This is a genomic window from Aeromonas sp. 55A, assembly GCF_051919665.1.
Lineage (GTDB): Bacteria > Pseudomonadota > Gammaproteobacteria > Enterobacterales > Aeromonadaceae > Aeromonas > Aeromonas veronii.
On record NZ_JBQBEH010000008.1, the window covers coordinates 4,157,222 to 4,183,589 of the forward strand.

Annotated in this window: 25 protein-coding genes; 10 read left to right on the forward strand and 15 right to left on the reverse strand. The window is 61.6% G+C overall.

All coding sequences use genetic code 11. From position 1 onward, the window contains the following. Nucleotides 1–48 precede the first annotated feature (48 nt). Entirely contained in the window at nucleotides 49–681 is a 633-nt protein-coding gene (locus tag ACTG2G_RS23025) for a LysE family translocator (RefSeq protein ID WP_005344345.1), read from the reverse strand. A gap of 232 nt (nucleotides 682–913) precedes the next feature. On the opposite strand from ACTG2G_RS23025, the gene ACTG2G_RS23030 reads away from it, so the two are divergent. The 4 genes from ACTG2G_RS23030 (at nucleotide 914) to ACTG2G_RS23045 (ending at nucleotide 4,033) form a co-directional block, all read left to right on the forward strand. Then, nucleotides 914–2,536 carry a methyl-accepting chemotaxis protein gene (locus ACTG2G_RS23030; RefSeq protein WP_439985874.1) on the forward strand — a complete coding sequence of 541 codons (1,623 nt, stop codon included), beginning with the start codon at nucleotides 914–916 and terminating at the stop codon, nucleotides 2,534–2,536. A 329-nt stretch (nucleotides 2,537–2,865) separates the two neighbouring features. Then, on the forward strand, nucleotides 2,866–3,396 hold the full coding sequence (locus tag ACTG2G_RS23035; protein ID WP_041208367.1) for a DUF1523 family protein: 531 nt from the start codon (nucleotides 2,866–2,868) through the stop codon (nucleotides 3,394–3,396). Then, nucleotides 3,393–3,689: a winged helix-turn-helix domain-containing protein gene (locus ACTG2G_RS23040; RefSeq protein WP_005337957.1), complete on the forward strand. Its 297-nt coding sequence runs from the start codon at nucleotides 3,393–3,395 to the stop codon at nucleotides 3,687–3,689. Before ACTG2G_RS23035 ends, ACTG2G_RS23040 begins: the two co-directional genes overlap by 4 nt. Before the next feature lie 74 nt (nucleotides 3,690–3,763). Further along, nucleotides 3,764–4,033 (forward strand): putative quinol monooxygenase, encoded by a 270-nt coding sequence (locus ACTG2G_RS23045; RefSeq protein ID WP_234879884.1) that lies wholly within the window; start codon nucleotides 3,764–3,766, stop codon nucleotides 4,031–4,033. 136 nt (nucleotides 4,034–4,169) lie between these two features. Here the strand turns inward: ACTG2G_RS23045 and ACTG2G_RS23050 are convergent, their stop codons facing one another. Both ACTG2G_RS23050 and rihA read right to left on the reverse strand, forming a co-directional pair. Next, entirely contained in the window at nucleotides 4,170–4,637 is a 468-nt protein-coding gene (locus ACTG2G_RS23050; protein ID WP_245148425.1) for a hypothetical protein, read from the reverse strand. Between the two features lie 33 nt (nucleotides 4,638–4,670). Beyond that, nucleotides 4,671–5,606, reverse strand: coding sequence for a pyrimidine-specific ribonucleoside hydrolase RihA (rihA, locus tag ACTG2G_RS23055; protein ID WP_335836722.1), 936 nt, complete (start codon nucleotides 5,604–5,606; stop codon nucleotides 4,671–4,673). Between the two features lie 222 nt (nucleotides 5,607–5,828). Here rihA and ACTG2G_RS23060 point away from each other — a divergent pair, with 222 nt between their 5' ends. Beyond that, nucleotides 5,829–6,557 (forward strand): RluA family pseudouridine synthase, encoded by a 729-nt coding sequence (locus tag ACTG2G_RS23060; protein ID WP_335836721.1) that lies wholly within the window; start codon nucleotides 5,829–5,831, stop codon nucleotides 6,555–6,557. Between the two features lie 167 nt (nucleotides 6,558–6,724). On the opposite strand, the gene udp is transcribed toward ACTG2G_RS23060, so the two are convergent. Continuing rightward, nucleotides 6,725–7,480: a uridine phosphorylase gene (gene udp / locus ACTG2G_RS23065; protein WP_005337975.1), complete on the reverse strand. Its 756-nt coding sequence runs from the start codon at nucleotides 7,478–7,480 to the stop codon at nucleotides 6,725–6,727. A gap of 382 nt (nucleotides 7,481–7,862) precedes the next feature. Between udp and yiaY the strand changes: the two genes are divergently transcribed. The 3 genes from yiaY to ACTG2G_RS23080 all read left to right on the forward strand — a co-directional run bounded on the left by yiaY (nucleotide 7,863) and on the right by ACTG2G_RS23080 (nucleotide 10,290). After that, entirely contained in the window at nucleotides 7,863–9,014 is a 1,152-nt protein-coding gene (yiaY, locus tag ACTG2G_RS23070) for an L-threonine dehydrogenase (RefSeq protein WP_429098464.1), read from the forward strand. Nucleotides 9,015–9,150: 136 nt separating this feature from the next. Further along, nucleotides 9,151–9,489: an outer membrane protein assembly factor BamE gene (bamE, locus tag ACTG2G_RS23075; RefSeq protein ID WP_005337980.1), complete on the forward strand. Its 339-nt coding sequence runs from the start codon at nucleotides 9,151–9,153 to the stop codon at nucleotides 9,487–9,489. Between the two features lie 171 nt (nucleotides 9,490–9,660). Beyond that, nucleotides 9,661–10,290 (forward strand): NAD(P)H-binding protein, encoded by a 630-nt coding sequence (locus ACTG2G_RS23080; RefSeq protein WP_439985875.1) that lies wholly within the window; start codon nucleotides 9,661–9,663, stop codon nucleotides 10,288–10,290. A gap of 145 nt (nucleotides 10,291–10,435) precedes the next feature. On the opposite strand, the gene ACTG2G_RS23085 is transcribed toward ACTG2G_RS23080, so the two are convergent. Next, a complete protein-coding gene (locus ACTG2G_RS23085) occupies nucleotides 10,436–12,130 on the reverse strand; it encodes a pyridoxal phosphate-dependent decarboxylase family protein (RefSeq protein WP_439985876.1) in 1,695 nt (564 codons plus the stop codon). Nucleotides 12,131–12,352: 222 nt separating this feature from the next. Further along, nucleotides 12,353–13,369 carry a lipoate--protein ligase A gene (locus ACTG2G_RS23090; RefSeq protein ID WP_421386293.1) on the reverse strand — a complete coding sequence of 339 codons (1,017 nt, stop codon included), beginning with the start codon at nucleotides 13,367–13,369 and terminating at the stop codon, nucleotides 12,353–12,355. Nucleotides 13,370–13,799: 430 nt separating this feature from the next. Between ACTG2G_RS23090 and ACTG2G_RS23095 the strand changes: the two genes are divergently transcribed. After that, nucleotides 13,800–16,262 (forward strand): diguanylate cyclase domain-containing protein, encoded by a 2,463-nt coding sequence (locus ACTG2G_RS23095; protein ID WP_439985877.1) that lies wholly within the window; start codon nucleotides 13,800–13,802, stop codon nucleotides 16,260–16,262. 50 nt (nucleotides 16,263–16,312) lie between these two features. Here the strand turns inward: ACTG2G_RS23095 and ACTG2G_RS23100 are convergent, their stop codons facing one another. Genes ACTG2G_RS23100 through ACTG2G_RS23140 form a run of 9 tightly spaced genes read right to left on the reverse strand, consistent with a single transcriptional unit; the run spans nucleotide 16,313 to nucleotide 26,038 of the window. Next, the gene (locus ACTG2G_RS23100) at nucleotides 16,313–17,512 is read right to left on the reverse strand and encodes an ABC transporter permease (RefSeq protein ID WP_199428184.1); all 1,200 of its coding nucleotides are present in this window, start codon (nucleotides 17,510–17,512) and stop codon (nucleotides 16,313–16,315) included. Further along, a complete protein-coding gene (locus tag ACTG2G_RS23105; protein WP_439985878.1) occupies nucleotides 17,512–18,726 on the reverse strand; it encodes an ABC transporter permease in 1,215 nt (404 codons plus the stop codon). The genes ACTG2G_RS23100 and ACTG2G_RS23105 overlap by 1 nt, the downstream gene beginning before the upstream one ends. Further along, on the reverse strand, nucleotides 18,727–19,416 hold the full coding sequence (locus ACTG2G_RS23110; RefSeq protein WP_158113186.1) for an ABC transporter ATP-binding protein: 690 nt from the start codon (nucleotides 19,414–19,416) through the stop codon (nucleotides 18,727–18,729). After that, entirely contained in the window at nucleotides 19,409–20,548 is a 1,140-nt protein-coding gene (locus ACTG2G_RS23115; protein ID WP_216951330.1) for an efflux RND transporter periplasmic adaptor subunit, read from the reverse strand. Before ACTG2G_RS23115 ends, ACTG2G_RS23110 begins: the two co-directional genes overlap by 8 nt. A gap of 27 nt (nucleotides 20,549–20,575) precedes the next feature. Then, nucleotides 20,576–23,752, reverse strand: a complete 3,177-nt coding sequence (locus ACTG2G_RS23120; RefSeq protein WP_439985879.1) for an efflux RND transporter permease subunit — start codon at nucleotides 23,750–23,752, stop codon at nucleotides 20,576–20,578. After that, nucleotides 23,745–24,785: an efflux RND transporter periplasmic adaptor subunit gene (locus tag ACTG2G_RS23125; RefSeq protein WP_439985926.1), complete on the reverse strand. Its 1,041-nt coding sequence runs from the start codon at nucleotides 24,783–24,785 to the stop codon at nucleotides 23,745–23,747. The genes ACTG2G_RS23120 and ACTG2G_RS23125 overlap by 8 nt, the downstream gene beginning before the upstream one ends. A 41-nt stretch (nucleotides 24,786–24,826) precedes the next feature. Continuing rightward, nucleotides 24,827–25,297: a DUF6691 family protein gene (locus tag ACTG2G_RS23130; protein WP_439985880.1), complete on the reverse strand. Its 471-nt coding sequence runs from the start codon at nucleotides 25,295–25,297 to the stop codon at nucleotides 24,827–24,829. A 13-nt stretch (nucleotides 25,298–25,310) separates the two neighbouring features. Then, nucleotides 25,311–25,724 carry a YeeE/YedE family protein gene (locus tag ACTG2G_RS23135; protein ID WP_168176940.1) on the reverse strand — a complete coding sequence of 138 codons (414 nt, stop codon included), beginning with the start codon at nucleotides 25,722–25,724 and terminating at the stop codon, nucleotides 25,311–25,313. Further along, nucleotides 25,724–26,038: an ArsR/SmtB family transcription factor gene (locus ACTG2G_RS23140; protein ID WP_005338008.1), complete on the reverse strand. Its 315-nt coding sequence runs from the start codon at nucleotides 26,036–26,038 to the stop codon at nucleotides 25,724–25,726. The genes ACTG2G_RS23135 and ACTG2G_RS23140 overlap by 1 nt, the downstream gene beginning before the upstream one ends. 88 nt (nucleotides 26,039–26,126) lie before the next feature. On the opposite strand from ACTG2G_RS23140, the gene ACTG2G_RS23145 reads away from it, so the two are divergent. Further along, nucleotides 26,127–26,312, forward strand: a complete 186-nt coding sequence (locus tag ACTG2G_RS23145; RefSeq protein ID WP_100654141.1) for a YgaP family membrane protein — start codon at nucleotides 26,127–26,129, stop codon at nucleotides 26,310–26,312. Nucleotides 26,313–26,368: the final 56 nt, after the last annotated feature.

Sequence of the window (26,368 nt, forward strand, 5' to 3'; positions counted from 1 at the left end):
CACCGACCGGTGGCATTTTTCTTTTCTGGCGAGAGTCACTGACAGCTCTTACCCGAGCGCCAGCCAGACCCCCACCCCCAGCATCAGGGTACCGGCGATACGGTTCATCAGGGTGACATTGCCGCTCTTGGCAAGGAAGTGGCGCAGGGTGCGGCCACCGCTGGCGTAGAGCAGCAGACAGGAGAACTCGATGACCAGGATCAGCGCCACCAGCGCGCTGATCTGCGGCGCCATCGGCTTGTCGGCAGAGATAAAGGGGGGCAGCAGGGAGATCATGAAGGCCCACCCCTTGGGATTGGCGATGGCGGTGACAAAGCCCTGCAGCGCCAACCCCATGGCGCTGGTCTGCTGACCGGCCGAGAGATCCGCCGGAATGGCCATCTTCCCCTTGGCCTGCCACATCTGGATGCCGAGCCACACCAGATAGGCCCCCCCCACATATTTGAAGGCGGCGAAGATCCCCGGATAGTTGAGCATGATGGCTGCCACCCCGATCACCGACAGCACCGAGACCAGCCCGACACCGATCAGCTCCCCCCACATCATGTGCAGAGTACGGCGCACCCCCAGGCTCATCCCCAGCGTCATCGACAGGGTCATGCACATGCCGGGGGTCACCGAGACAAAGAAAAAGGTCGGGATAAACAGAGCCAGAATGGCCGGATCGATCCAGCTGGACACAACACACCTCCATATGACGAGAGCGGGAAATCACGAAAACGGGACAGGATTGACACAACCCAGCCAGTTGTACCACATATTCATGGGATAAAGCGCTCAATCATGCCTAAACGGCTCCTTTCTCACAAGAAAAAACCTTTTCTTCAGCACATTTCAGCAATAAAAGCCTGTGACAGCTCCTGACGTGCATGTGTAAGATGTCGGCTCCTCCAATTCCGGATTAGAGTCATTTATGTCATTGAATAATCTATCAATACGTGTCCAGGTCTTGATACCTTTGCTGCTGGCCAGCCTGCTGATGATGGTGATGATCGCCATCAGCAAACAGGGTTTGGATGAAGCCATCAATGACATAGATGAGACGACCCAGAGCGTGGTCCAGCACAAGGACGATATTGCCAAACTGATCCACGCCACCTACCGGCTACGCACCAGCGCCATCTATGGCCTCTACGATGCCAAGCTATTTGCTGCACTGCCCGCAAACCTCAACAGCGCCGAGCAGGAGATCAACGCCATCCTCGGCCGTCTGGTGCTCCCCGGTGCCGAGCAGGATAACCGTCAGGTCGCTGCCGCCCTGCAGGCCTACCTCAGCCATACCCGCAGCAACATGCTGCCGCTGCTGGCGCAAAAACATCAGGGTGGCGGCGATACGGTCGCCTACGAGGCGGCTCGCCTCCATTTCCGCGAGCTGGGTGAACAGCTGATCAAGCAGATCGACAGCATGTCCGCCCACATCAACCAGCTGATCCAGCAAGAGCTGGCCGAAGAGCAGGCCCACTACGACGCCACCCTGCTGCGTACCCTGCTGCTCACCGCCGGTACCCTGCTGGCGGCGCTGATCTGCGGCTGGGTCCTCTCCGGTCGCATCGTCAGCCCCATCGGTCAGCTGCAAGAGGTGATGCACGCCGTGGCGCAAGGGCGCTTCAACATGCGCGCCAAAGCGGAGGGCAACAACGAGCTGACCCGTCTGGCCAAAGATATCAACCTCACTCTGGGGCAACTTGGTAGCACCATCGAGAACCTGACCGGGATCAGCAACAGCGTCGCCTCCGCGGCCACCGAGCTGGCCGCCGTGATGACCCAGTCAGAGGCCAATGCAAAGCAGCAGCACAGCGAGATCGAACAGGTCGCCTCCGCCGTGACCGAACTCTCCAGCACCGCTGACAACGTCAACCACAACGCCGCCATCGCCGATGAGCTGGCGCGCGATGCCAACAGCCGGGTTGAGCAGGGGCTCGCCCTCTTTACCGAAAGCATTGCCGCCAACAGCCGGATGGCGGGCAGTCTGGAAGATGCCGCCGCCATCGTCGCCCGCCTCAAGACCCAGTCCGAGCAGATCGGCAAGGTGATTGAAGTGATTCAGGGGATCTCCGAGCAGACCAACCTGCTGGCCCTCAACGCGGCCATCGAGGCGGCCCGTGCCGGTGAAACCGGGCGCGGTTTTGCCGTCGTCGCCGACGAGGTGCGGATGCTGGCGGCCCGAACCCAGGCCTCCACCAAGGAGATCCAGGCCATCATCGAGCAGCTGCAGAGCCAGTCCCAGTCCGCCAACCAGGGGGTTCAGGAGACGCTGGAGATCCTCGAGAACAACCAGCGCCTCTCCGCGCAGGTACAGGATCTGCTGAGCGGTATCACGGGGGCGGTGCGCCAGATCAACGATGCCAACGCCCAGGTGGCCACCGCCGCCGAGGAGCAGTCCTGCGTCACTGCCGACATCAATCGCAACATCACCAACATCCACGAGATCGTGAGCCAGAGCTCCGCCGGCATCAGCCAGAGCGCCAGCGCCAGCCACGAACTGTCGGAGCTGGCCGAGCAGCAGCGAAAGCAGCTCTCTCACTTCCAGCTCTGACACGCTGCCGGAAAGATAAAAAGAGGCCTTCACAGGCCTCTGGATAGCAATAAAGCCCCTTATTTTATAAATAAGGGGCTTTATTTATTCGGCCACATATCCCTTCGCACACTCCCCTTACGCCTCCATACAGTGTCAATCAACACGTTTTTCCCCTCCTCCGGTAACCGTCCGAACAACGCATTGCGACAGGTTTAACCACGAAGCATGGTGCAGGAGGCAGTTGTTTTAAACGCCATTTTTTGGCAGTTGGTGCCATAAGGGGCTGGGCTGTGGGGGCAAATGTGAGTATGGTAGAGGCACGTCACTCCCCCTCACGTGAGACCATCATGAGCCTGAGATTCAAGAAACCCGCTTTTATCGCCCTGGGGCTCATTGCCCTCGTTTCCGCCACCTGGCTCGACTACTACCTGCCGGAGCACACCATCGCCACCATCACCGGGGTCGAGGTGAAACGCACCGACAAGGATGGCCCCATCAGCCAGAAGAACCCGGCTGACGGCCCCACTACCGATGTCTACTACATCTACACCGAGCGCCCCGGCGAGAAGATCCGGGTGTTCCGCAACGAAGATACCGAGTGGGGCTGGCCCTTCTACTTCAAGTTCAACGCCGCCGACGTACAGGCCAAGGCCAAGTCGATGGAGTTTGAAAAACGGCTCGCCATCATCACCTCCTACGGCTGGCGCATCAACATGTTCTCCATGTTCCCCAACGTCACCAAGATTGAGAGCACCGAGCCTGACGCCTCCACCTGGAGCTTCTTCCGCTGGTTCTGGTTCGGCCTCTGGGCACTGGTGATGGGGAAAGCCGCCATCGCAACCTGGCGCTACTTCGATCGTCTCGAGGACGAGCTATGAGCGAGCCGAGCAAGACCCGCACCAGCTTCTACCGCCGCCTCTACGTGGCCTGGCTGATCAGCCAGGGCACGGATACGGTGCCCGCCATCATGGAGGCGACCGGCATGCCACGCCGCACAGCGCAGGATACCCTGACGGCGCTGGCCGAACTCGATATCAGCTGCGCCTTCGAGCAGACCGAGGGGGCTCGCCACCTGCAGGGACACTACCGCATCAGCGACTGGGGCCCCATCAATCCGGCGTGGATCAAGGCTCAACTGCCGCTTATCAAAGAGACGTTGAGCTATCCCTGATCCGAGTGTTATGCGCTTCACATAAACAAATCAGCTACATCTGCAAAAATTTAAAAGGATGAAAATTGAGCAAGGTGATTCTAAAAGGCTTCATTGTTGTGCCACAAGCTGAGTTAACTGCTGTTATCAATGAGCTAGACAATCATATTCGTTTGACGAGATTAGAGGATGGTTGTCTGATTTTTGAAGTCACGCAAAACGAAGAAAACCAGTATCGGTTCGATGTATATGAAGAGTTTAAAGATCAAACTGCTTTTGATAGGCATCAGCTAAGAGTTAAATCGTCTAAGTGGGGTAAAGTTTCTGTTAATGTTGAACGTTATTATGAAGTTACTGTGAGTTGAACATAACAAACACCTCGAGAAGGAATGCCAACGCGTGCCGTGCCAGCCCCTTAGGCAGGCGAAGGGGAACAAAATAGAGGGGCCAGCCGGCAAGGCTGGCCCCTCTATTTTCAGGCCGATGGCGTGACAGGTCACCCTACTCGGGCATGACCGAATCCTCAAGCTCCCCGTCAGACTCGCCGCGGGTGCAGTCGATGATGGAGCGCTTGGGGTTGTTGGGATCGCGCAAAAGCAGAGGGGCTGAGCCCTCGTTGTGCTTCTGCTCGTCGCTAAACTCGCTGCCGTAGGCGTTGTGGGTCAGCCGGCGGGCATTGGCGATGGGGGTATCAACAAAGAGGGCGTGCACTTCGAAGCTGGAGGCGGGCACGATAAAACCGACCACCGGCAGGCCGTGCAGCTCCTCGTGCACCTTGTACCAGGCAAAGCCGTCGCTCACCTTGTAGGGGGTGTAGTTGGCCAGTTGTAGATTGGCGGGCCTGCCCGTCTCATCCACATAGAGATCGGTAAATTCACAGGTCGCCAGCCCCTGCCACATCCGCTCGAACGGCGTCGCACAGCCTGTCAGTTGCAACCCGGCCAGCAGCACCAAGCCTCTCTTCCACATTCCCCGCCCCTTCTTGCAAAAATGAACCGGCGCTCAGTCAAACGCCCGCAGCCGCGTCACCAGCAGATCGATAAAGCCCGGACGATCCAGCCCCAACAATACCAGCGCATTGGCTGGCTTGCCGGTCAGGCCATAACGATCCACCACCGTCATCCCCACGGTATGCTCCCCGCTGGTCTCGATATCGACCCAGCACTCGACCCCGTGGAACAGCTCGGGAGCCAGCAACCAGGCAATGGTACAGGGGTCGTGGAGCGGCGCACCAGCAAATCCCCACTTGGGATCCCGATGGTAGATCATGAAAAAGTCGAGCAGACCGGCCACACACTGGGCCACCGGATTGGTGATGGCGCGTACCCGTTCGATATCCTCGTCCATCACCTGCGCCTCATGGGTCACATCGAGGCCGCACATGGTGATGGGGATACCCGACTTAAAGACCATATCGGCCGCTTCCGGGTCCACATAAATATTGAATTCCGCCGCCGGCGTCCAGTTGCCAGCCCCAGCGGCGCCCCCCATCAATACGATGCGGGCAATCTTGGGTTTGAGCTCGGGATGAGCCGCCAGCAGCAGGGCGATATTGGTCATCGGCCCAGTCGGCACCAGAGTCACGGGCTCCGGGCTCTCGCGCAGGCACTTAGCCATCAATTCAAGCCCAGTCATGGCCTGCGGCGCAAAGGCAGGATCAGGCAGTTTGGGGCCATCGAGCCCAGATTCGCCATGGACGTTGTCGGCGATAATCAGCTCGCGGGCCAGTGGTTTCGGCGCCCCGGCCGCCACCGGAATATCGTCCCGTCCCAGCAGGGTGAGAATGCGCAGGGCATTGTTGAGGGTCTTGTCCGGCGTCTGGTTGCCCGCGCTGGTGGTAACCGCCAGCACCTTCAGTTCAGGGCTGGCCAGCGCCAGAATCAGGGCGATGGCATCGTCGTGGCCGGGATCACAATCGAGAATAACGGGCAGTGCCATGGGATGAGTCCTTACAACATAACAGGGAGCCATACCTTAACAAGCAAGCCTCGGATTAACTCGGGAGGGGGTCACAAAACGGGGCCTTGTTGCTGACCTGGGCGGTTTGCACGGCACGCCACCTAGCTCAACACAGCTCACTATCAAAAGTTTGTATGGCGTCATGCCGTTCATTTTCCGAGGCAGCACACCGCCCATTCGCCCGGCCGCGCCGGTTCGGGTATGATCGCACCCCATTTCCAGCCTGTGCCACCTATGTCCGTTATCGTCGACACCTTTATTGCCCCGCCCTGCAATGCCGCCATCGAGATCCTGTTCGAGGATGAACACCTGCTGTTCATCAACAAGCCGAGCGGCCTGCTGAGTCTGTCAGGCAAAAATCCGCAGAACCTCGACTCGGTGCACTATCGCTTGGTGCAGGATTACCCCGGCTGCACCCTGGTGCATCGCCTCGATTTTGGCACCTCAGGCATCATGGTGGTCGCCAGAAACAAGGCCATCAATGCCCTGCTCTGCCAGCAGTTCAGTCAACGGGCGGTGAGCAAGGCCTACAGCGCCCTGCTCTGCGGTCATCTGATTGACGACGAAGGAGTTATCGACGCCCCCATCGCCAAGGATCCGGCCCTCTTTCCGCTGATGAAGATTTGCGCCGCCAGCGGCAAACCCGCCCGCTCCCGCTATCGGGTGACTGAGCGGCTGACACAGCAGATGCAGGGGCAAACCGTTCCCCTGACCCGGGTGAGGTTGGTGCCAGAGACCGGCCGCACCCATCAACTGCGCATCCACAGCCAGCTGCTGGGCCACCCCATCCTCGGCTGCGATCTCTATGGCGGCCTGCTGCCACCCGGCTGCGAACAGGCGCCGCGGCTGATGCTGCATGCCAGCGAGCTGGATTTTGCTCATCCGGTGAGCGGCGAGCCGATGCAGATCCGCTGTGCAGCGCCTTTTTAGGGGCAATAGGTAGAGGCTGCCAGCAGAGACAACCAGCGCAAGTGCGACGGGATCAGTGAAAGGGGTGACGGAAGAGGAAAAGCGGTAAACGGCAGATAAAGATAGGGGCCGCGCTTTCGCAACGGCCCCCACCCCCCACTCGGTACTCTTTGTTACAAAGAGGGCTATCAGATCAGCTTGCGGGCAGCGCCCAGTACGATCTTGATGGCATCAGATTCGGTCTTCGCCATGGTTTCGGCGTTCGGAATTTCCTGCTGGGTACGGTTGACGATAACGCCAGCCACCATACCGGCACGCAGGCCCTGGCTGGAGCACATGGTCAGCAGGGTTGCGGACTCCATCTCATAGTTCAGCACGCCCATGGCTTGCCACTCTTTCATGGAACCTTGGAAACGGCTCACTACGCGGCCGGATACGGTGTCGTAACGCTCCTGACCCGGGTAGAAGGTGTCAGAGGAGGCAGTCACACCGATGTGCAGCTTGGAGCCCATCTCTTTGGCGGTGTTCACCAGCGCAGTGGTGCAGTCGAAGTCGGCAACAGCCGGGAACTCCATCGGAGCAAAGTGCAGGCTGGCACCGTCGAGGCGCACGGAACCGGTGGTCACGATCACGTCACCCACGTTCAGGTGCGGCTGGATGGCGCCAGTGGTACCGATACGCAGGAAGGTGCGGATACCCAGCTGGGCCAGCTCTTCTACTGCGATAGAGGTGGACGGGCCACCGATACCGGTAGAGCAGATGATCACGGCCTTGCCGTCCATCTCGCCGCGCCAGGTAGTGAATTCACGATGGCTGGCCAGGTGCACCGGGTTATCCAACAGCTCTGCGATACGCTTCACGCGCTCGGGGTCACCGGGGACGATCGCCAGGGTGGCGCCTTGCAGATCCGCTTTCTTCAAACCCAAGTGAAATACATCAGACATATTGGACTCCTGGTTGCCCCCTGCCAGCATGGTCAGGGCACAAGTTAAGATGATTCTTTATGATACTTTCAAGCCTTTACCCCCCTCTTCGGGGAGGCGCCAACTATGGTCGAAAGCGCTTTCCAATTCCTTGAAGCGCCTCACACTTCCACGCATTGACAGTGACAAACATTGCGCAAAACGTTTGCTAACTCAATGAAATAATTGACAAACGTTTTTCTGCAAATCGAGTTGGATGCGGGAAAGTCAAGCCTGGTTCAGCGCTTAATTAACGACTCGTGATCGACCCCGTAAAGTTGTAAACAAGATGCTTTTGTATCCCTTTCTAGATGGTAGCCTAGCTCTTAACTACCACTTAATGGCTAACTATAGGAAGTCCATCATGGCTACATTCAAGTTCTATATTCCCGCTATCAACCTGATGGGTGCCGGCTGTCTGCAAGAGGCTGCCGCCGATATCAAGGGTTACGGCTATCGCAAGGCGTTGATCGTCACCGACAAAATTCTCAACCAGATCGGCGTGGTCGCCAAGCTCACCACCCTGTTGGCTGAACATGGCATTGAAAGCGCAGTTTTCGATGAGACCAAACCTAACCCCACCACCAGCAACGTTGAAGCGGGTCTGGCGATGATCAAGGCCAAAGGCTGTGATTGCGTCATCTCGCTGGGTGGCGGCTCGCCCCACGACTGCGCCAAGGGCATCGCGCTGGTCGCCGCCAACGGTGGCAGCATCAAGGATTACGAAGGGGTGGATCGCTCCGCCAAGCCGCAGTTGCCGCTTATCGCCATCAACACCACCGCCGGTACCGCTTCCGAGATGACCCGCTTCTGCATCATCACCGACGAAGCGCGCCACGTGAAAATGGCCATCATCGACAAGCACGTTACCCCGCTGATGTCGGTCAACGATCCCGAGCTGATGCTGGCCAAGCCAGCTGGTCTCACCGCCGCCACCGGTATGGATGCCCTGACCCACGCCATCGAGGCCTATGTCTCCACCATCGCCACCCCGGTGACCGATGCCAGCGCCGTGATGGCCATCGAGCTGATTGCCAAGCACCTGCGCACCGCCGTCAACCACGGCGATGACCTGTATGCCCGCGAGCAGATGGCCTATGCCCAGTTCCTGGCCGGCATGGCCTTCAACAACGCAAGCCTGGGCTACGTGCACGCCATGGCCCACCAGCTGGGCGGCTTCTATGACCTGCCCCACGGTGTCTGCAACGCCGTGCTGCTGCCCCATGTTCAGGCGTTCAACGCCCAGGTGAGCGCGGCTCGTCTGAAGGATGTGGCCCGCTACATGGGGGTAGACGTGAGCGCCATGAGCGACGAACAAGGCGCCGCCGCTGCCATTGCCGCCATCAAGCAGCTGGCGCTGGATGTGAAGATCCCGGCGGGTCTGGAGCAACTCGGCGTCAAGGCCGATGACTTCGATACCCTGGCCAGCAACGCCCTGAAAGATGCCTGCGGCTTCACCAACCCGAAACAGGCGAGCCACGAAGAGATCGTCGCCATCTTCCGCGCGGCGATGTAAAGGCCACCGGATTGCCAGAAAGGGTCGCAGTGCGGCCCTTTTTATTGGCTGATGGATCAATGGCTTTTTACTTCCGTGGAGGGAGTCGGTATGATTTGCCGAGCCAAAAAGACTGTATGGATGATCTGAACTCGATATGCGGATGAAACACCTGATTGCCGCGGCTTTGACCGCCCTCACCCTCTCCGGTTGCAGCCTGGTCTATCGTATCGATATTCCCCAGGGCAACTATGTGGAACAAAAACAGGTCGACAAACTGCGCCAGGGGATGACCCGCGAGCAGGTCAGCTATGTACTGGGAACCCCCATGCTGCGTGACGGCTTTGACCCCAACACCTGGTACTACCTCTATGAATTCCAGCCGGGCCACGGCGACAAAGAGCGCAAAGAGCTCACTGTCACCTTCGCCAACGACAGGCTGACCACAGTGACGGGTGACTTCCCGCTGCCAGCAGCTTTCAATACCCCGCTCTGATATCCCGCAAAACCGGCCTCGCGCCGGTTTTGTTTTATCCAGCCCCGCGTAATTCATCCTGCCCGACAACACTGCGTCATTTCTCCCCATTGCAGCTGCCTGCAAATTGCCTGATGCTGATGAGCAGCCACCATGGCATCAACACCATCGAATGACACAGGGAGAATCCCCATGAGCCGGATCCTGATTGCCGGAGCCAGCGGCCTGATCGGTCGCGAACTGGTGCAGCAACTGCCTGCCGAACATGAACTGACCCTGCTCTGTCGCAAGCCGGGCAAGGAGGCGCACCACTGGCTACCGGTCAATTTTGATGATCTGGCCAGCGTTACCCTCTCCCGCCCGGTGGATATCGCCTTCTGTGCCCTCGGCACCACCCGCAAGGAGGCGGGCTCTGCCGAGGCGTTTCGCCGGGTCGATCTCGACTATGTGGTCGCCTTTGCCGAGCTGGCCCGCCGTCACGGCTGTCAGCGCCTTATCGTGGTCTCGAGCATGGGGGCCAGCGCATCGTCCCCGGCTCTCTATCCGCGTACCAAGGGAGAGATGGAGCAGGCCCTGCAGGCCCAATCCTGGCCACGGCTCGCCATCGTGCGGCCCGCCATGCTGCTCGGGGATCGCCAGCCACCGCGCCTCTCCGAGCAGATCTTTCAGACCATCTATCCGCTGTTTCGGCCACTGCTGGTGGGCAAGCTCGCCCGCTGGCGCGCCATCGAGGCCAGTCAGGTGGCTCGCGCCATGATCGCCCTCTCGAAACTGCCCGCCGGGTGCGAGATTGTCGAGAACGAGCAACTGCTGGCCCTCTGAACTAGGCCTTCCCCACTACTTACGCACAGTGCTGCAAAAACAAAAGAGCAAGCCAATTGGCTTGCTCTTTTGTTTATCTGTTGGCGAGGTACCCTGCCAGCCTCTTGCCATCACAGGCCGCGCTCGACTGTCAGGGCAACATCCATCAACCGCGAATATGGTCGATAAAGGCGTCGATCTGCTCGCGAGTGCAGGCAGGGTTCATAAATACCGCCTTCTCCCCGGCGATGTAGGAGTACTTGCCGCGGGCGTCATAGTCGGAGTGAGCCACCGCCTCCACCCAGTTGGTGTAGAGCCCCACCTTGCCGCGCCCCTTGAACAGGCTGCGGTGGTAGTCGGTGTTGCGCTGCAGTCGCGCCTTGTAGGCAGGGTCGCTGGAGCGGGCCAGCTCGAAGGCGAACTCGGCCTCTGGATCGCTCACCCACTCGGGGTTGTAGATCTTGAAGCCGACGCTCGGCCCCTGGTTCTCCTGCGCCACCAGCTTGACGTTGCCAAGCTGGCTCAGGCGATAGCGGAAGTAGTTGGCATTTTGCAGGCAGTGGGCCAGCACGGTGCGATACCCCTCGACCCCCATATAGTTGAGCGCCGCATAGGCACCAAACAGACCGCTCGCGCCGCGGGAGCACTCGATGGTGGATTGCAGGTGGGTCTGGCCCTGAATGTCCCGCTCGAAGTAGGAGAAGTTCTCCGGGTCATTCTCCATCGCCTTGAGGTCATCCTGCTCTTTAATCATCACCAGACTGGAGGTGTAGGGTACACAGCCCCACTTCTGGAAGTCGACGGTGAAGGAGTCGGCATATTTGAGCTCGGCAAAGCGCGCCACGTTGCGCTCGATCCCCGCCAGAGTCGCGCTGTTGATGGCGAGCGGGTTGGCGGCAAAGTCGTAACCCAGGAAGAAGATCATCGACCAGCCGATGGCGGCATCGACGTGGATGTGAGGTTTGACCGCCACCTCAAACTGCTCGCACAAGCGATTGCGCAGCTCGAACACGGGTTTCACCTGATCGACCCCGAAGGTATCGGTGGTGCCCATGGTGAGCATGATGGCGGGCACCACGTGCTTCAGGGCAAAACAGGCGGTCAGGGTGCGCTCGAGGTGGTCGAGATCGATGTCATTGTTCTCGCCGACCTGAATGCGGATGGTCTTGTTCTCGATATCGACCCCGAGCAGGGAGAGGTTGGTGATGTTGGAGTAGTGACCGCCCTGGGAGTTGATGATGCGGTAATCCTGATAGTGGCCTAGCCCCTTGTGCTTGGCCTCCGGCAAGGTTTTGCGAATGCCGAGCAAGTAGCCATAGAGGTTACAGAAGGTCCCCCCCTGGGTGAAGATGCCGGTGGCCCGCTCGGGGTCATAGCCTGCCAGCAGCGCAATCTGGCGCACTACCTTTTTCTCCAGCTCCTCGGCCACTCCGGCATATTCGGAGTAGACCAGATTGGGGTTGGCCAGAATGCCCAGCTGGGCGCCGTAGATGGCGGGATCTGCCGACATGGTGATGACGTTCTCGACGCTGGAGGGGTTCTCCCAATCCTTCGATAGAGCAGCGGCAAACAGCAGCTCGGCCATCGGCTCGCCCGGGGTGCGCATGGTGGCGGGCACCGGCATGGTCTCGCAGAGATCGGCCAGGCGGGCACGGCCATCAGGCCAGGCATTCAAACGGGCATCGGGGGCCAAGCCACGGGCCCGAAATTCGTTGAGGGTGGCAAATCCGGGTTCGCGAAAAACGGGCCAGAGATCGGGATTACGCGAGAAAAAGTTGGCTTTGACGGTGGCGAAACGGGCGGAAAAATCGGGGTGGACGGCATTGACGCTTTCGTCTTGCAGATAAACTAAGTCACTCATTTTTATACCATTAGTACAGCAAATGTGCGGCCGTTATACCCCTGTACCAGCGGGGTAGACAGCGACAATATCTAATGGCCTACCCTACTTTTTGTCATGTATCAGCCATCACAAGGGCTGGCAAAAAGGCGCCTTTGAGGCGCCTCTTTATATTTCGTGATCTTGCTCCCATCATGGCTGACAGCGCCCTCACTAACGAACCGCCATCAGTGCAGTGCCCCCTCAACGCAGGGAGGTCAACAGCCACTCGGCAAACTCCCCCAGCTCGCTCTGCTGCTGCGGGTAGGCCGCCAGCCAGGGCTGCAGGCGCGCGGCGACAGCGTCCAGTCGATAGCCGCAACCCGCCAGCTCGGCCGCCAGCCGATCAAACGGGGCCGGCTCCAGAGTATCGCTAAAGAGCTGCGCCCGGGTGATGACCCCTTTCTCCACATCAAAGTGCAGCTCCACCCCGCCCCAGCTGAACCGCTCCTCCAGCAGATGGCTGAACGCCGGGGCATGACCGTAGTTCCACTCCCAACTGCGCTGACGGGCGAAGGTCTCGGCAAAGCCCGGCAGATCCGGCATCAGCTCGGTGGAGATATGCTCGGGCTCAACTCGCGCGCCGTAATGGTGGAAAAAGGCCTCCTGCAGCGCCTCGCTCATCTGTTGATGGTCGATCCCCGGTAGCAGTTCGCACAGATTGGCCACCCGGCTGCGCACCGAGGTGATCCCCTTGGCCGCCAGCTTCTTGGGGTCGGGGTTGAGGTAGTTGGCAAGGCGGCCGAGATCGGCGTCCAGCAGCAGGGTGCCGTGGTGAAACCCGCGATCCAGAGTCTCCCGATAGGCCGACCCCGATACCTTGCGCTCCCCGTCCGGGGTGGCCACCAGCAGATCGTTGCGACCGGAGGCAAGCGCCTCGATCCCCAATCGCTTGAGCCCGTCCAGCACGATGGCGGTGGAGACGCTCTTGTCATACTCCGGCTTGCCCGCCATGAAGGTGAAGCAGCTGTTGCCAAGGTCGTGGAACACGGCGCCGCCACCGCTGCTGCGACGCGCCAGGGTCACCCCGTCCTCTTCCATGCGGCGGGTGTTGCACTCCTTCCACGGATTCTGGGCACGACCGATCACCACGGTATTGGCGTTGCGCCAGAGGAACAGCACCCGCTGGCCGGGGTCCATCTGGCGGAAGATGCACTCCTCAACGGCCAGATTGAACAGGGGATCGTGAGAGTCGGAGACAAGCAGACGCAAGCGGGACATAAAAAGACCTTATCCGGAACTGGGGACAGCATGATAACACTGACGGGGTACCATCACTGAGCCGTTGTACATTAACCGGTGCGCAGCAGCCGCGATACATTTGCGTCACACCTGACTGCCCCATAAAAGTATCTATTGATATAACGACACAGCTTGACGTGAAACCACGAAAAAAATGCAGTCAAGCCACAATGACAACGATAAAAACGGGAAAAAGTGGCTAGAATGCGACCACTTCGATAGGCCATATGACTCTCTTATTGGTCACATAACTTGCAAAAAAACGGCATGTATCCATCCCGTGTGATGAACGACACAAAAATGACTTCCCAACCCCCCTATACCCCATTGCAAACGCCTTTTCTCCCCTTGCAGGTGACACAAAATTGCTTGAATCTAGCCTAGACACCGCTCCCGAGAGAAACGTTGTATGACGGAGAACGCAGCCCCCCGCCAGCCCTTCAGCTGGTTTATGCCAATGCTGGTCGGTATGGTCATCGCGACCCTGACCTCTTCCCCCGTGCGAGCCGGCGAGCAGGTCATCGTCCAGTTGCCGTGGCAACACCAGTTCCAGTTTGCCGGTTACTACGCGGCTATCGCCAAAGGGTTTTATCGGGAGGCCGGTCTGCATGTCACCCTGCGCGAAGCGGACTCCCGCACCGATGTGGTCAGCGAGGTGATCTCGGGAAAGGCCCAGTTTGGCATCAGCGGCAGTGACCTGCTGCTGGATCGGGCTGCCGGTCGCCCGGTGGTGGTGCTCGCCGCCCTGCTGCAGCACTCGCCGCTGGTTCTGCTCACGCTGGATCGGCCAGATATTCGCAACCCGGCCGATCTGGCCAACAAGCGACTGATGCTGGAGCCTGGCTCCAACGAGCTGCTGACCTACCTTTCTCACCAGACCCGCAGCCGCGACTGGGTCACCCTCCCATACAAACAGGGGATACAGGCACTGCTGGCGGGCAAGGTGGATGCCATCAGCGCCTACAGCACTACCGAGCCCTTCTATCTGCAACAAAAAGGGATCCCCTATCGGGTTTTCAGTCCGCGCACCATCGACTTCGACTTCTACGGCGACAACCTGTTTACCTCCGAACGGGAGCTGATCACCCGACAGGATCGGGTCTACGCCTTCCAGCAGGCCAGCCTCAAGGGGTGGCGCTATGCGATGGACCACCCCGACGAGATGATCAACCTGATCATGGAGCAGTACCCGACCGGGGCTGGCCGTGAACAGCTGGAGTTCGAGGCTCGCGAAACCAGAGAGCTGATGCAGCCAGATCTGATCGAACCTGGCTACATGCAGCAGGAGCGCTGGCTGCAGATCGCCAAAACCTATCTGGAGGCGGGCATGCTCACGGTATTGCCCAACCTCGACCGCTTTATCTACGACCCGGCGCAGGAGCGGCTGCGCCAGCAACGGCAACTGCTCGACAAGAGCGTGGCGGTGGCCATGCTTATCACCTTTACCCTGATGACCCTGCTCGGCATCTTCTTGCACCTCTATCTGCGCCTGCGTGAGGAGGCGCGGGATCGCCAGCGGCTGACCCGTGAACTGGCCCAGAGCGAGCAGCACTATCGCTTCGTGGCGGAGAACAGCGCCGATGTGATCTGGACCATGGATGCCGCCAGCTTGCGCTTTCGCTACGTCAGCCCGGCTATCGCCCCCCTGAGCGGCTACGAGGCCCACGAGCTGTTTGCCCTGCCCCTCAAACAGCTGCTGCCGGATGCCTCAAGGCAACTGCTGCGCGAGGAGATCTCCGCCACCCTGGAGGCATGGCAGCGGGGAGAACATGACCAGACCCGCCGGGTCATTCGCACCCAGCTGCGCCACAAGGATGGCCATCTGGTGGCGACCGAGACCATCACCACCCTCCATGGCAACCACAATGCCCAGCCGGAGGCGATCCTCGGGGTCACCCGGGATATCACCGAGCGGGCAGCGCGAGAGGAGATGATGCGCCGCCTCGCCTTCTACGACCCCCTCACCGGGTTGCCCAATCGCCGCTTGCTGCAGCAACGGCTCAAGGAGCTGATGGAGCAGGAGACGCCCCGTCCGCTGGCATTGATGTTTATCGATCTCGATCACTTCAAGCCGATCAACGACACCTTCGGCCATGAGACCGGGGATATTCTGCTCAATATGGTGGCCGAGCGGATGAGCCACTGCGTGCGCAAACAGGATCTGGTGGCACGGCTGGGGGGCGACGAGTTCGTTATCTTGCTGCCGGAGAGTGGCGACGAAGTGCTGGCGGTGGCCGACAAGCTGCACCAGCAGCTGCGCCATCCGTTCCAGCTGGAGGGGCAGGAGCTGCTTATCTCCAGCAGTATCGGGCTGGCGCTCTATCCCGAGCACGGGGAGGATGCCAAAACCCTGATGCACCACGCCGATCAGGCCATGTATCAGGCGAAGAATCGCGGCCGCGGCCGGGTCTGCCTCTATACCGAGGGCCTTGATCCCGAGCAGGGCGCCCTGCTGTGGCAACCCGGCCACGAGTGCGGTCACCCGCGCATCGATGCCGAGCATCGCCAGCTCTTCGTATTGACCAACCGGCTGCTGGAGCGGATGAAAGATCAGCACGAGGATCCGGCCCCGTTTCTGGAGAGTCTGGAGAGCCTGTTCGACATGGCCCGCCATCACTTCGCCTTTGAAGAGCAGATGCTGGCGGAGATCGACTATCGGGAGCTCGTCAGCCACCGTCAGGATCACCAGCGCCTGCTCAACAAAGCAGGCCAGCTGCTGCACGCCGCCAAAGCGGGGACTCTGGGCAACGACGAGCTGCTCAACTTCATCATTCAGGAGCTGGTGGTCGGCCACATGAGTCAGGCCGATCGCCGCTACTTCCCTCTGTTCAGATCTGAGCGCAGCCTGTCGGTTGCGGAGGGGGTCACCTAGTCCCCCCTGTTCAGCCCCGAGCGTAATGCGCCTCTTGCGAAAGGGGCAACCTAGTCACCGCGCAGGGCAACCACGGGGTCGAGACGCACTGCCCGCAGCGCGGGGGCGACCCCGGCCAGCAGACCCACCAGGGCGCTGCAACCGAGCGCCAGCAGCAGATAGAGAGGATGGAGGGTGAGCGGCAAGCCGGCCGCCAGCAGGGTAAGCAGCAGCTTGAGCCCCCCGAGCAGCGCCAGCCCCATGGCCCCGCCCAGCAGCGCCAGCACCACGGCTTCGAGCAGGAACAACAATAGAATGCGCCGCCGTGGACAACCCAGCGCCATCAGCAGACCCACCTCGGGGATCCGCTCCTGCTGGGCGATGCTCATGATGCTGAAGATACCGACCGCCCCGATCAGCAGCGAGATAATGCCGAGCCCGCCAACCGCCAGCTTGATGATGGAGAGGATCTTGTCGAGGCTGGTCAGCATGTCCTGCTGGGAGGTGAGGGTGAAATCCTCGGCGCCGTGGCGGGCGATCAGCAGCCGCCTGATCTGGGCGGTGATCTCGGCCTCCGTCTGCCCTGCGCGATAGATGACGTCGATCTCCTGCAGCCCCTCCTTGTTGAACAGCGCCTGAGCGTGAGCAGCGGGCAGATAGATCATGTCGTCCAGATCAAAGCCGAGAAATTGCCCTTTGGGAGCCAGCACCCCAGCCACCCGAAAACGGCGATCACCGGCGCGCAGCAGGTTCCCCGGTGCATCGCCACCGGGGAACAGCTCTGCTGCCACCTTGGCACCCAGCACCGCATAGGCGCGGGGCATGGCACTGTCATCCGCAGGCAGAAAACGCCCCTGCACCAGGGTGAGTCGCCAGCCGGAGAGCGCCGCCGGACCTGTGCCCAAAATGGCGGTGCTGCGAGTCAATCCGCGGCTGCGCACCTCCCCCTGCCCCTGCACTACAGGGAGCGCAGCCTCTACCCCTGCCAATCTGGCGAGGGCATCGGCATCCTCCAGCAGCAGGGGACGGCTGCTGGAGAGGATGCCGGGCGGGCCGCCGGCGGTTTCGGTCTTGCCCGGGGTCACGGCGATCAGCCGGGTGCCAAATTGGGAGAAGCTGTCGAGCAGATAGAGCCTGAGCCCCTCGCCGATGCCGGTGAGCAGGGTCACCGAGGCGATCCCGATGGCGATGCCGAGCGCAGACAGCAGGCTGCGACTGCGCCCCGCCAGCAAGGCGCGCCAGAGCCAGAACAGCAGATCGGCGGCGCGCATCAGCCACCGCTCCACTGCCCGCTGCGCAGGCTGCTGACCGGATCTTGCCGTGCCGCCCGGGAGGCGGGCAGCCAGCTAAAAAACAGCCCGGTCAGCAGGGCCGCCGGTATGGTGCAGAGAGTCGCGAGCAGAGGGACCGCCGCCGGAAATCCGGGCCAAATCACTCCGGCGAGGCCAACAAGGGCATAGCCCAACACAGTGCCAAACAGCGCGCCACTGCCGCTCAGCAACAGCGCCTCCCACAAAAACAGCTGGCGGATCTGGTGGCTGTCGGCCCCCAGCGCCTTGAGCAGGCCGATCTCGCCGGTGCGCTGGCGGGAGCTGATCAGCGCCAGATTCATCATCATGATGCCGGAGACCAGCAGGCTGATGGCGCCGATGCCGGCAACGGCCAGGGTGAGAGTCGAGAGAATGGTGGAGAAGGTGGCCAGCATGGCGTCACGGCGCACCACTGTCACATCGAGCACCCCGTGGCGCGCCTGCATCAGCTGCTCCAGTCTCTTGACCAGCGGCGGCACCGCTTGCCCCGCCAGCGGCTGGATCAGCAGCCGAAACAGCCCCTCGGTATTGAACAGCCGCATGGCGCTGCCGACCGGGATCAGCGCGGCTTCCGCCATGTCCATCCCCAGATTGCTGCTCTGGCTGGTGAAGACCCCCACCACCCGAAAGCGACGATTGTCAAAACGCAGCCACTGGCCGACCGGATCGGCCTGACCAAACAGCTCACGGGCCACCACGGCCCCGAGCAGGACGGCCGGGCGATCCTCTGCGGCATCCCCCGGCAGCCAGCGGCCGGAGAGCAGCTCCAGCCCGTGGGTATCGCGCAGCCCGTTGCTGCTGCCAAGCAGCATGGTCTGGCGCAGCCGCGCCCCCTGCTTGGCCTCGGCAAAGCCCATCACCAGCGGCACCAGCCGCACGTTCGGCTGATGCTGGCCAAGGTAGTGCATGTCATCGAGAGTGATCTGCCGCAGACTGTTGCCGGTGACCGGCGGCAGCCCGCCGGTGGTCTCCTTGCGGCCCGGGAACATCACCAGCAGATCCTTGCCAAGGGAACTGAACTGGTCGGCCACATAGCGCCTCGCCCCCTCTCCCAGCGCGGTGAGCAGCAGCACCGAGGTGACGCTCAGACTCACCGCCAGGATCAAGACCAGCGCCCGTGAACGCTGGCGCAGCAGGGCCACGGCGGCAAAGCGGATCACATCGGGCCGCCGCATTCAGCCACCGCCGCTATCAATGTTGATGCGGCCATCGTTCATCAGGATCCGCCTGCCCGCCCGCTCACCGAGGCGCGGATCGTGGGTCACCACCACCAAGGTAATACCCTGCTCCTGGTTGAGTCCCTCCAGCAGGGTAATCACCTCCTCCCCTGAGCGGGAGTCGAGATTGCCGGTGGGCTCGTCGGCCAGGATCAGCCGCGGCGCCATCGCCATGGCCCGGGCGATGGCTACCCGCTGACGCTGACCGCCGGATAGTTCGGCAGGGCGGTGTCCGGCCCGGTTTTCCAACCCCAGCTCCCCCAGCAACTGCTGGCTTCGGCGATGGCGCTCGGCGGGGGCGATCCCGCACAGCATCAGCGGCAGCTCGACGTTTTCACGGGCGGTGAGGCGGGAGATGAGGTGAAACGACTGGAACACGAAACCGATGCGATGGCCGCGCAGCTGGGCCAGCGCCGGCTCTGACAGGGTGGCGGTATCCTCCCCTCCCAGCCAGTAACGCCCCTCATCGGGCCGATCCAGCAGCCCCAGCACATTGAGCAGGGTCGATTTACCGGAGCCAGAGGGGCCCATCACCGCCAGATACTCCCCCTCGGCAACTCGCAGAGAGACGCGATCGAGGGCGGCCACTTCGCTCCCCCCCAGAGTGAAACGACGGCTGACGGCATCAAGGCGAATGAGATCACTCATCCGTCTGCTCCGTGGCGGCACTGAAAGGGCCCTCCCCGACAATCTGTCCGGGCTGGGCTGCCAGCCGATCACCGGCGGCGAGCCCCTCGGCCACCTCAATCCAGTTCCAGTTCTCCACACCCCAGCGGGGTACCACCCGCACCAGCTTATCCCCTTCCAGCCGCAGCACGCTGCCATCGTCAGCCCGGCTGCTGGCCGCTACCCGCAGCACATCGGTGGCGCGGGTCACCTCGACTTCAAGGTCGGCGCTGTAGCCAATAAGCAGGGGGACATCGGTGGGCAGGGCAGTGAGCGCCGCCTCCACCTCCACGGTGCGGGCCTGCTTCTCCAGCTCCTTCACATAGGGGGCGATGCGGGTCACGGTGGCGGCAAAATCGCGCCCGGGCATGGCATCGAGCAGCACCCGGGCTGACTGGCCCACCTTGAGGCGGGCAGCATCCACCTCATCGATGGGGGCTGAAACATAGAGACAGCGATCGTCGATAAGATCGATAACCGGGGGCATGGCCACTCCGGGCGGTGAGGGGGTCATGTATTCACCCAGCTTGCTGTTGACCTCCGCCACCACTCCGGCAAACGGCGCCAGCAGGCGGCGCTCGCTCAAGCGAGCCTCCACCTGGGCGACCTGCGCCTCGTCGACCCGCTCCTGCTGACGGGATGCCTGACAGACATAGCGGCGGGTATCGGCCAGATTCTGGGCCTGCTCGGCGAGGGTGCGGGAGGTGAGGTTTTTGGCCAGCAAGGTGCCCAGCCGGTTGGCCTCCCGCTCGTAGTAGGCCGCCTCGCTGCAACGCTCCTCGCGCTGGGTCTTGCCGAGCGCCTGCTGGGCGCGGGCCCGGGCGAGATCGGCGTGAATATCGTCACTCCAGAGGGTCAGCAGCAGATCTCCCCGGGCTACCCGCTCCCCGGCCTTGACGGCGATCTGCTCCACCACGCCGCCACCGGGCAGACTGAGTCCGGCCCGCTGACACGACTTGATGGTGCCGGCCCGGGTGTTGACCACAGTGACCAGCACATCCCCCCGCCCGACCTCAGCCAGCCTGATCGGCGTCGGCTGCGGTCGCCACCACCATGCCACAGCAGCCACCGCTACCACAGCGCCACTTCCCCACCACAACCAACCTCTCTTCATCGCGCATCCTTTCGCTAGTGACTCCCGTCATGAGCGTCGGGAGAGCAGGGCATAATAGAGCAAGGGTATCACCACCAGGGTGAGCAAAGTGGAGACCAGGATCCCGAAAATCAGGCTGATGGCCAGTCCGTTGAAGATGGGATCATCGAGGATAAACAGAGCCCCGATCATCGCCGCCAGCGCCGTCAGCATGATGGGTTTGGCCCGTACCTGCGCCGCTTCGATCACCGCCTGCTCGAACGCCACCCCGGCGCTGCGCTGCTGCTCGATAAAGTCCACCAGCAGGATGCTGTTGCGTACGATGATCCCGGCCAGGGCGATCATCCCTATCATCGAGGTGGCGGTAAACTGGGCCCCCAGCAGGGCGTGGCCCGGCATCACCCCTATGATGGTGAGCGGAATGGGGGCCATGATGATGAGCGGCACCAGATAGGAGCGGAACTGGGCCACCACCAGCAGATAGATGAGGATCATCCCCACTCCGTAGGCGATACCCATGTCGCGGAAGGTCTCGTAGGTGATCTTCCACTCCCCGTCCCACAACAGCGCCACCTCTCCCAGTTTATCCGGCTGCTGCACGTAATACTGGGGCAGGTCGATATCGGCACCGGCAGCAAACATGCCGTAGAGCGGGCTGTCGGTGTGGCCGCCCATGTCGGCCACCACCATCACCATGGGCTGCATGTTCTTGTGCATGATATAGCTGGGGGCCACCTCATCACGGCGACTCACCAGCTCGGAGACCCGCACCAGCTGGCCGCTCTGGCTGCGCACCTTGAGGGCCAGCACGCCCGCCAGATCCCGTTTGTCACCGGGAGCCAGTTCGATGCGGATCGGCACCGGATACTTGGCACCGTGCCCCTGCAGCCAGCTGGCATCCTGATAACCCACCCCACCATTGAGAGTGCTCACCAGATCCCCGAGATCGACCCCGAGCAGGGCCGCCTTGCTGCGATCCACCACCAGCCGCCACTTGGGCTGCGGGTCGGTCAGATAGATATCCACATCCACCAGATCCGCCGTGGCCACAAAACGGGCCTGTACGGCGCGAGCGGCCGCTTCGCGGGCGGCCTGAGTCGGGCCATAGATCTCGGCAACGATGGGGGACCAGACCGGCGGGCCGGGCGGCACCTCAACGACTTTCAGGTTGCCCCCTGCCGCACTGGCGATGGCCTGCAGCGGCTCCCGAACCGACTGGGCAATCTGGTGGCTACTGCGATCCCGCTCATGCTTGTCCACCAGATTGACCTGAATATCCCCCACGTTGGCGCCGCTGCGGATAAAGTAGTGGCGCACCAGCCCGTTGAAATTGATGGGGGCGGCGGTGCCGGCATAGACCTGGTAATCCTTCACCTCCTCCACCTTGGCAATCTCCCGCCCGACCGCCAGCAGGGTGCGCTCGGTCTGCTCCAGGGTCGCCCCCTCCGGCATATCGAGCACCAGCTGAAATTCCGACTTGTTGTCAAAGGGAAGCATCTTGAGCACCACCCACTGCACCACCGGCATGGCGGTAGCGGCCCCGACCAACAGCAACACCGCCAGCCAGAGCTTGCGTCTGGCGCGCTTGGCGCCATCACCGATCAGGAAAGGGGTCATCAGCCGGTGAAAAAGACCCGCCTTGGCCTCGCCGTGGGCACCGTGCGCCTCCCCCTTGAGCAAATGGCTCGCCAGCCAGGGGGAGAAGATAAAGGCCACCAGCAGGGAGATAAGCATCCCCATGCTGGCATTGATGGGGATGGGGCTCATGTAGGGGCCCATCAGGCCACTGACAAAGGCCATCGGCAGCAGGGCCGCGATGACGGTCAGGGTCGCCAGTATGGTCGGCCCCCCCACCTCATCCACCGCCCCCGGTATCAGATCCTTGAGCGCCCCCTTGCCCAAACCGCGATGGCGGTGGATGTTCTCCACCACGACTATGGCGTCATCCACCAGAATGCCGATGGAGAAGATCTGCGCGAACAGCGACACCCGGTTGAGGGTAAAGCCCCAGGCCCAGCTGGCAAACAGGGTCAGTGCCAGGGTGATGACGATGGCAACCCCCACCACCAGCGCCTCGCGCCACCCCATGCTCACCAGCACCAGCAGCACCACCGCTGTGGTGGCAAAGATCAGCTTGCCGATGAGGGTGTTGGATTTGGTCTCGGCGGTGACGCCGTAATCCCGGGTCACCGTCACCTCAACCCCGGCAGGGATCAGCCGGTTCTGCAAACTTTCGACCCGCGCCTCTACCCGTTTGGCCACATCGACCGCGTTCTGGCCCGGCTGCTTGCCGATGGCCAGGGTCACCGCCGGATAGCTGCGATTCCCCAGCCCCATCCAGCTGCGCTTGGTCGGGGTCTCCTGGCCCAGAGAGACCCTGGCCACCTCCCCCAGATAGACCGGCTTGCCGTCGTGCAGCCCTACCACCAGCTCTCTAGCCTCCTGCTCGCTTTGCAGGAACTGCCCCACCTGCACCTTGATCTCACTGTTGTTCTGCTCGATAGCCTGTGTCATGCCTACCTGATTGGCGGCCGCCAGTCGCTGGCTCAGCTCGCCCCAGCTGATGCCGTGGGCGCTGAGGGCCGCCGGATCCGGCATCACCCGCAACACGGCGCTCTGGCTGCCCAGCGTGTAGATATCGCGGGTACCGGGAATGCGCTTGAGTTCGGTCTCCAGCTCATGGGCGACCCGGGTCAGCTCGGGTGCCCCCAGTTGCTTGCTCCCCTCTTTGCTCCAATCTTTGCTCCATAAGGTCAAACTGACGATGGGGACATCATCGATCCCCCGGGGTTTCACCAGCGGCTGACCGACTCCGATCCCCTGTGGCAACCAGTCGCGGTTGGAGTCGAGCTGGTTGTTGAGATCGACGATTGCCTGTTCGCGGCTCACCCCTACCTTGAATACCACCACCAGCAGGGCGCCATCGGGTTGGGAAAAAGAGTAGAGGGTATCAATGCCCTTTATCTGGGAGACCACCTGCTCGGCAGGGGTAGTGACGAGAGAGGCCACTTCAGCCGGAGTGGCTCCCGGGAAAGGGATATAGACATCGGCGAAGGTGACATCAATCTGCGGCTCCTCCTCCTTGGGGGTCACCAGCACTGCAAACAGGCCGAGCAACAGCCCCACCAGCGCCAGCAGCGGCGTGATGGCCGAGCCCTGAAACAGCGCAGCCAGCCGACCGGCAGGCCCTAGCCTCTCCTTGTTGCCGTTCTGCTCGCTACTCATGGGCCACCTCCTGCTGCTGCGCCCAGGCATCTGGAGCCAGCTTGTCACCGGCTTGCAGTCCGGCCAGGATCTCGCACTGTCCCTCGACACAATGGCCGACCCGCACCGGCGTCAGGGCCCAGCCCGCGGGCTGCTGCAGATAGACGCCGTTGAACTCCCCTTGCCGCAGCAGGGCGCGATCCGGCACCTGCAACACCTGACGTTCACCCTGTTTGAGCTGCACCTTGAGCCACATGCCGGGCAATACCCCGGCGGTTTGCGGCGGCAAGTCGAGGCGCAACCTGAAAGCGTGGCTCTGGCTGTCGGCATAGTTGAAGCGGGTCAATTTGACCGGGGTAACAGACTTGCCATCCGGCAGCAGCACCTGCACATCCGCAGGCTCACGAGCCAGCGTCAGGGCGGATTGGGGCAACTCCACCTCCACCCGCAAGGTGTCGAGAGAGAAGCCGGAGAGCAGCGGGGTACCGGGGGCGACAGTCTCCCCCAACTCCACCAGCCGTTTGGTCACCACTCCGGCGTAGGGCGCCAGAATGCGGGTATAACCGTAGGCCTCGCGGGCTTGAGTGAGAGCCGCATCGGCAGCATTGACCTCGGCGCGGGCGGCGCGATCCGTCGCCTGGGCATTGTCGAGCTGGGCGCGGGTGATCACCCCCTTGGCAATCAGCGCCTGAAAACGGGCAAGCTGGCGCTCGGCTTCCACTTGCTGAGCCTGCGCCCGCGCCAGCCGCGCCTCGGCACCCGTGACGGCGGCAAACTGCTCCTTGCCGCTGATCTCCAGCAGCGGCTGCCCCGCTTGCACCTGATCGTTTACATCCACCAGCATGCGGGAGACCCGGCCGCTGGTCTGGGCCGCCACCGTCCCCTGATTGATGGCACTGACGGTGCCATCCAGCGTCAGCCAGTCGGTCACCGGCTGTGGCGCCACTGTCAACAAGGGCTCTGGCTCCCCGTCCGCGGCAAGGACCCGGGGGGATGTCATGGCCTGCGATGTCATCACCAACATGGTGATCCCCAGCAACCGGATCTTTTCCATCATCACACTCCTTCCCTGGCATCATCAATCACTTCACGGGATCAGGCGGTATGGGACTGGCGCACCTTATCCTTCCCCCGAGCTGGCGCCTTGGCCAGCACCCTGGCCAGTCCTTTGTCAAACAGCAAGATCCCGGCCACCATGGCCGCTATAAACAACATTATCATGGGCTGCCCGCTGGAAATGAGACTCAGAGTAGGCCCCGGGCAGATACCCACCAATCCCCAGCCGATGCCAAACAGCGCAGCCCCGCCGATCAGCCTGCGCTCGAGCCGAGGAGCTGGTACGGCGGCGATGGGCTCCCCCAGCACACTCTGGCGGCGGGGTTTCACCAGCAGGAAGTAACCCGGCATAAAGACCAGCAGGGCGCCCCCCATCACGAAGACGAGGCTGGGATCCCAGGCCCCGGCCAGATCGAGAAAACCGGTGACCCGGGCGGGATCCATCATGCCGGAGATGGCCATCCCCAGTCCGAACAACACACCCGCAAACAAACTTGTCAGCAACTTCATGGCAATCAGCCCCTTACAGCAGATGATGAGTGACGAAGACGGTGATAAAGCCAGCCGCCATAAAGGTCAGGGTGGCGACGATGGAGCGCAGGGAGAGCCGCCCCATGCCACAGATGCCGTGGCCGCTGGTGCAGCCATTGCCAAGACGGGTACCGATGCCAACCAGCAGACCGGCCAGCAGCACTACAGGCCAGCCGGGCAAGGTGGTGAATGCGGGCATGGTGGACCAACCCAGAGTCAGCGCCAACCAGGCGCCCGCCCCGAGCCCCAGCAGAAATAGCACCCGCCACGGCGTACGGTGTTGCAGCGCACCGGCCAGAATGCCGCTGATCCCGGCAACCCGGCCGTTGAACAACATCAGGATCAGGGCCGACAGCCCCGCCAGCATGCCACCGCCCAAAGAGAGCAGCCATTGGCTTTCCATCATCAAGATTCCTTATTTTCCGAGTGACAAAAATGGGTTTGCAGCGCCCCCAGCACATCGGCAGCCGCCTCGCTCACCAGCGAGTAGTAGATCTGCTGGGAGACCTTGCGCGAACGGATCAAGCCGTAGCGCTTCAATACCGAAAGTTGCTGGGAGAAAGCCGACTGCCCGAGTTGGCTATGGGCCAGCAGCTCCCCGACCCCCTTCTCCCCCTCCACCAGCTGGCAGAGCACCATCAGGCGTTCGGGATGAGCCAACGCCTTGAGCAGGGAGGCGGCGGCTGTCGCATGTCTGTTCATCTCGTCGAATTGGCTCATAAGAGTAAATTAGCGATTGCTGATATTTGCTCTATTGTATAAAACAACACTAAATTAGCAACATCTAAAGTAGATAAGGAGAAAGACCATGACAGTAGATAACGGAGTCAGAATCGTCGCGGGTTGCATGTTGCTGCTCTCGCTGATCCTTACCAGCTGGGTTCATCCGGGCTTTGTCTGGTTGAGTGCCTTTGTCGGGGTCAACCTGATCCAGAGCGCATTCACCGGTTTCTGCCCGGCAGCGATGATCCTCAAACGGATAGGATTTAAATAAACGGGTCGGATGACCCGGCTCATATGAGCGTGTAATAAACGCAGGAGGCTGAACAT

What these genes read in the sequence shown, in the direction of transcription:
- ACTG2G_RS23030 (WP_439985874.1), top strand. Translation starts at nt 914, where the DNA reads ATGTCATTGAATAATCTATCAATACGTGTCCAGGTCTTGATACCTTTG.
- ACTG2G_RS23035 (WP_041208367.1), top strand. Translation starts at nt 2,866, where the DNA reads ATGAGCCTGAGATTCAAGAAACCCGCTTTTATCGCCCTGGGGCTCATT.
- ACTG2G_RS23040 (WP_005337957.1), top strand. Translation starts at nt 3,393, where the DNA reads ATGAGCGAGCCGAGCAAGACCCGCACCAGCTTCTACCGCCGCCTCTAC.
- ACTG2G_RS23050 (WP_245148425.1), bottom strand. Translation starts at nt 4,637, where the DNA reads ATGTGGAAGAGAGGCTTGGTGCTGCTGGCCGGGTTGCAACTGACAGGC.
- rihA (WP_335836722.1), bottom strand. Translation starts at nt 5,606, where the DNA reads ATGGCACTGCCCGTTATTCTCGATTGTGATCCCGGCCACGACGATGCC.
- ACTG2G_RS23060 (WP_335836721.1), top strand. Translation starts at nt 5,829, where the DNA reads ATGATCGCACCCCATTTCCAGCCTGTGCCACCTATGTCCGTTATCGTC.
- udp (WP_005337975.1), bottom strand. Translation starts at nt 7,480, where the DNA reads ATGTCTGATGTATTTCACTTGGGTTTGAAGAAAGCGGATCTGCAAGGC.
- yiaY (WP_429098464.1), top strand. Translation starts at nt 7,863, where the DNA reads ATGGCTACATTCAAGTTCTATATTCCCGCTATCAACCTGATGGGTGCC.
- bamE (WP_005337980.1), top strand. Translation starts at nt 9,151, where the DNA reads ATGCGGATGAAACACCTGATTGCCGCGGCTTTGACCGCCCTCACCCTC.
- ACTG2G_RS23080 (WP_439985875.1), top strand. Translation starts at nt 9,661, where the DNA reads ATGAGCCGGATCCTGATTGCCGGAGCCAGCGGCCTGATCGGTCGCGAA.
- ACTG2G_RS23085 (WP_439985876.1), bottom strand. Translation starts at nt 12,130, where the DNA reads ATGAGTGACTTAGTTTATCTGCAAGACGAAAGCGTCAATGCCGTCCAC.
- ACTG2G_RS23090 (WP_421386293.1), bottom strand. Translation starts at nt 13,369, where the DNA reads ATGTCCCGCTTGCGTCTGCTTGTCTCCGACTCTCACGATCCCCTGTTC.
- ACTG2G_RS23095 (WP_439985877.1), top strand. Translation starts at nt 13,800, where the DNA reads ATGACGGAGAACGCAGCCCCCCGCCAGCCCTTCAGCTGGTTTATGCCA.
- ACTG2G_RS23100 (WP_199428184.1), bottom strand. Translation starts at nt 17,512, where the DNA reads ATGCGCGCCGCCGATCTGCTGTTCTGGCTCTGGCGCGCCTTGCTGGCG.
- ACTG2G_RS23105 (WP_439985878.1), bottom strand. Translation starts at nt 18,726, where the DNA reads ATGCGGCGGCCCGATGTGATCCGCTTTGCCGCCGTGGCCCTGCTGCGC.
- ACTG2G_RS23110 (WP_158113186.1), bottom strand. Translation starts at nt 19,416, where the DNA reads ATGAGTGATCTCATTCGCCTTGATGCCGTCAGCCGTCGTTTCACTCTG.
- ACTG2G_RS23115 (WP_216951330.1), bottom strand. Translation starts at nt 20,548, where the DNA reads ATGAAGAGAGGTTGGTTGTGGTGGGGAAGTGGCGCTGTGGTAGCGGTG.
- ACTG2G_RS23120 (WP_439985879.1), bottom strand. Translation starts at nt 23,752, where the DNA reads ATGAGTAGCGAGCAGAACGGCAACAAGGAGAGGCTAGGGCCTGCCGGT.
- ACTG2G_RS23125 (WP_439985926.1), bottom strand. Translation starts at nt 24,785, where the DNA reads ATGGAAAAGATCCGGTTGCTGGGGATCACCATGTTGGTGATGACATCG.
- ACTG2G_RS23130 (WP_439985880.1), bottom strand. Translation starts at nt 25,297, where the DNA reads ATGAAGTTGCTGACAAGTTTGTTTGCGGGTGTGTTGTTCGGACTGGGG.
- ACTG2G_RS23135 (WP_168176940.1), bottom strand. Translation starts at nt 25,724, where the DNA reads ATGATGGAAAGCCAATGGCTGCTCTCTTTGGGCGGTGGCATGCTGGCG.
- ACTG2G_RS23140 (WP_005338008.1), bottom strand. Translation starts at nt 26,038, where the DNA reads ATGAGCCAATTCGACGAGATGAACAGACATGCGACAGCCGCCGCCTCC.
- ACTG2G_RS23145 (WP_100654141.1), top strand. Translation starts at nt 26,127, where the DNA reads ATGACAGTAGATAACGGAGTCAGAATCGTCGCGGGTTGCATGTTGCTG.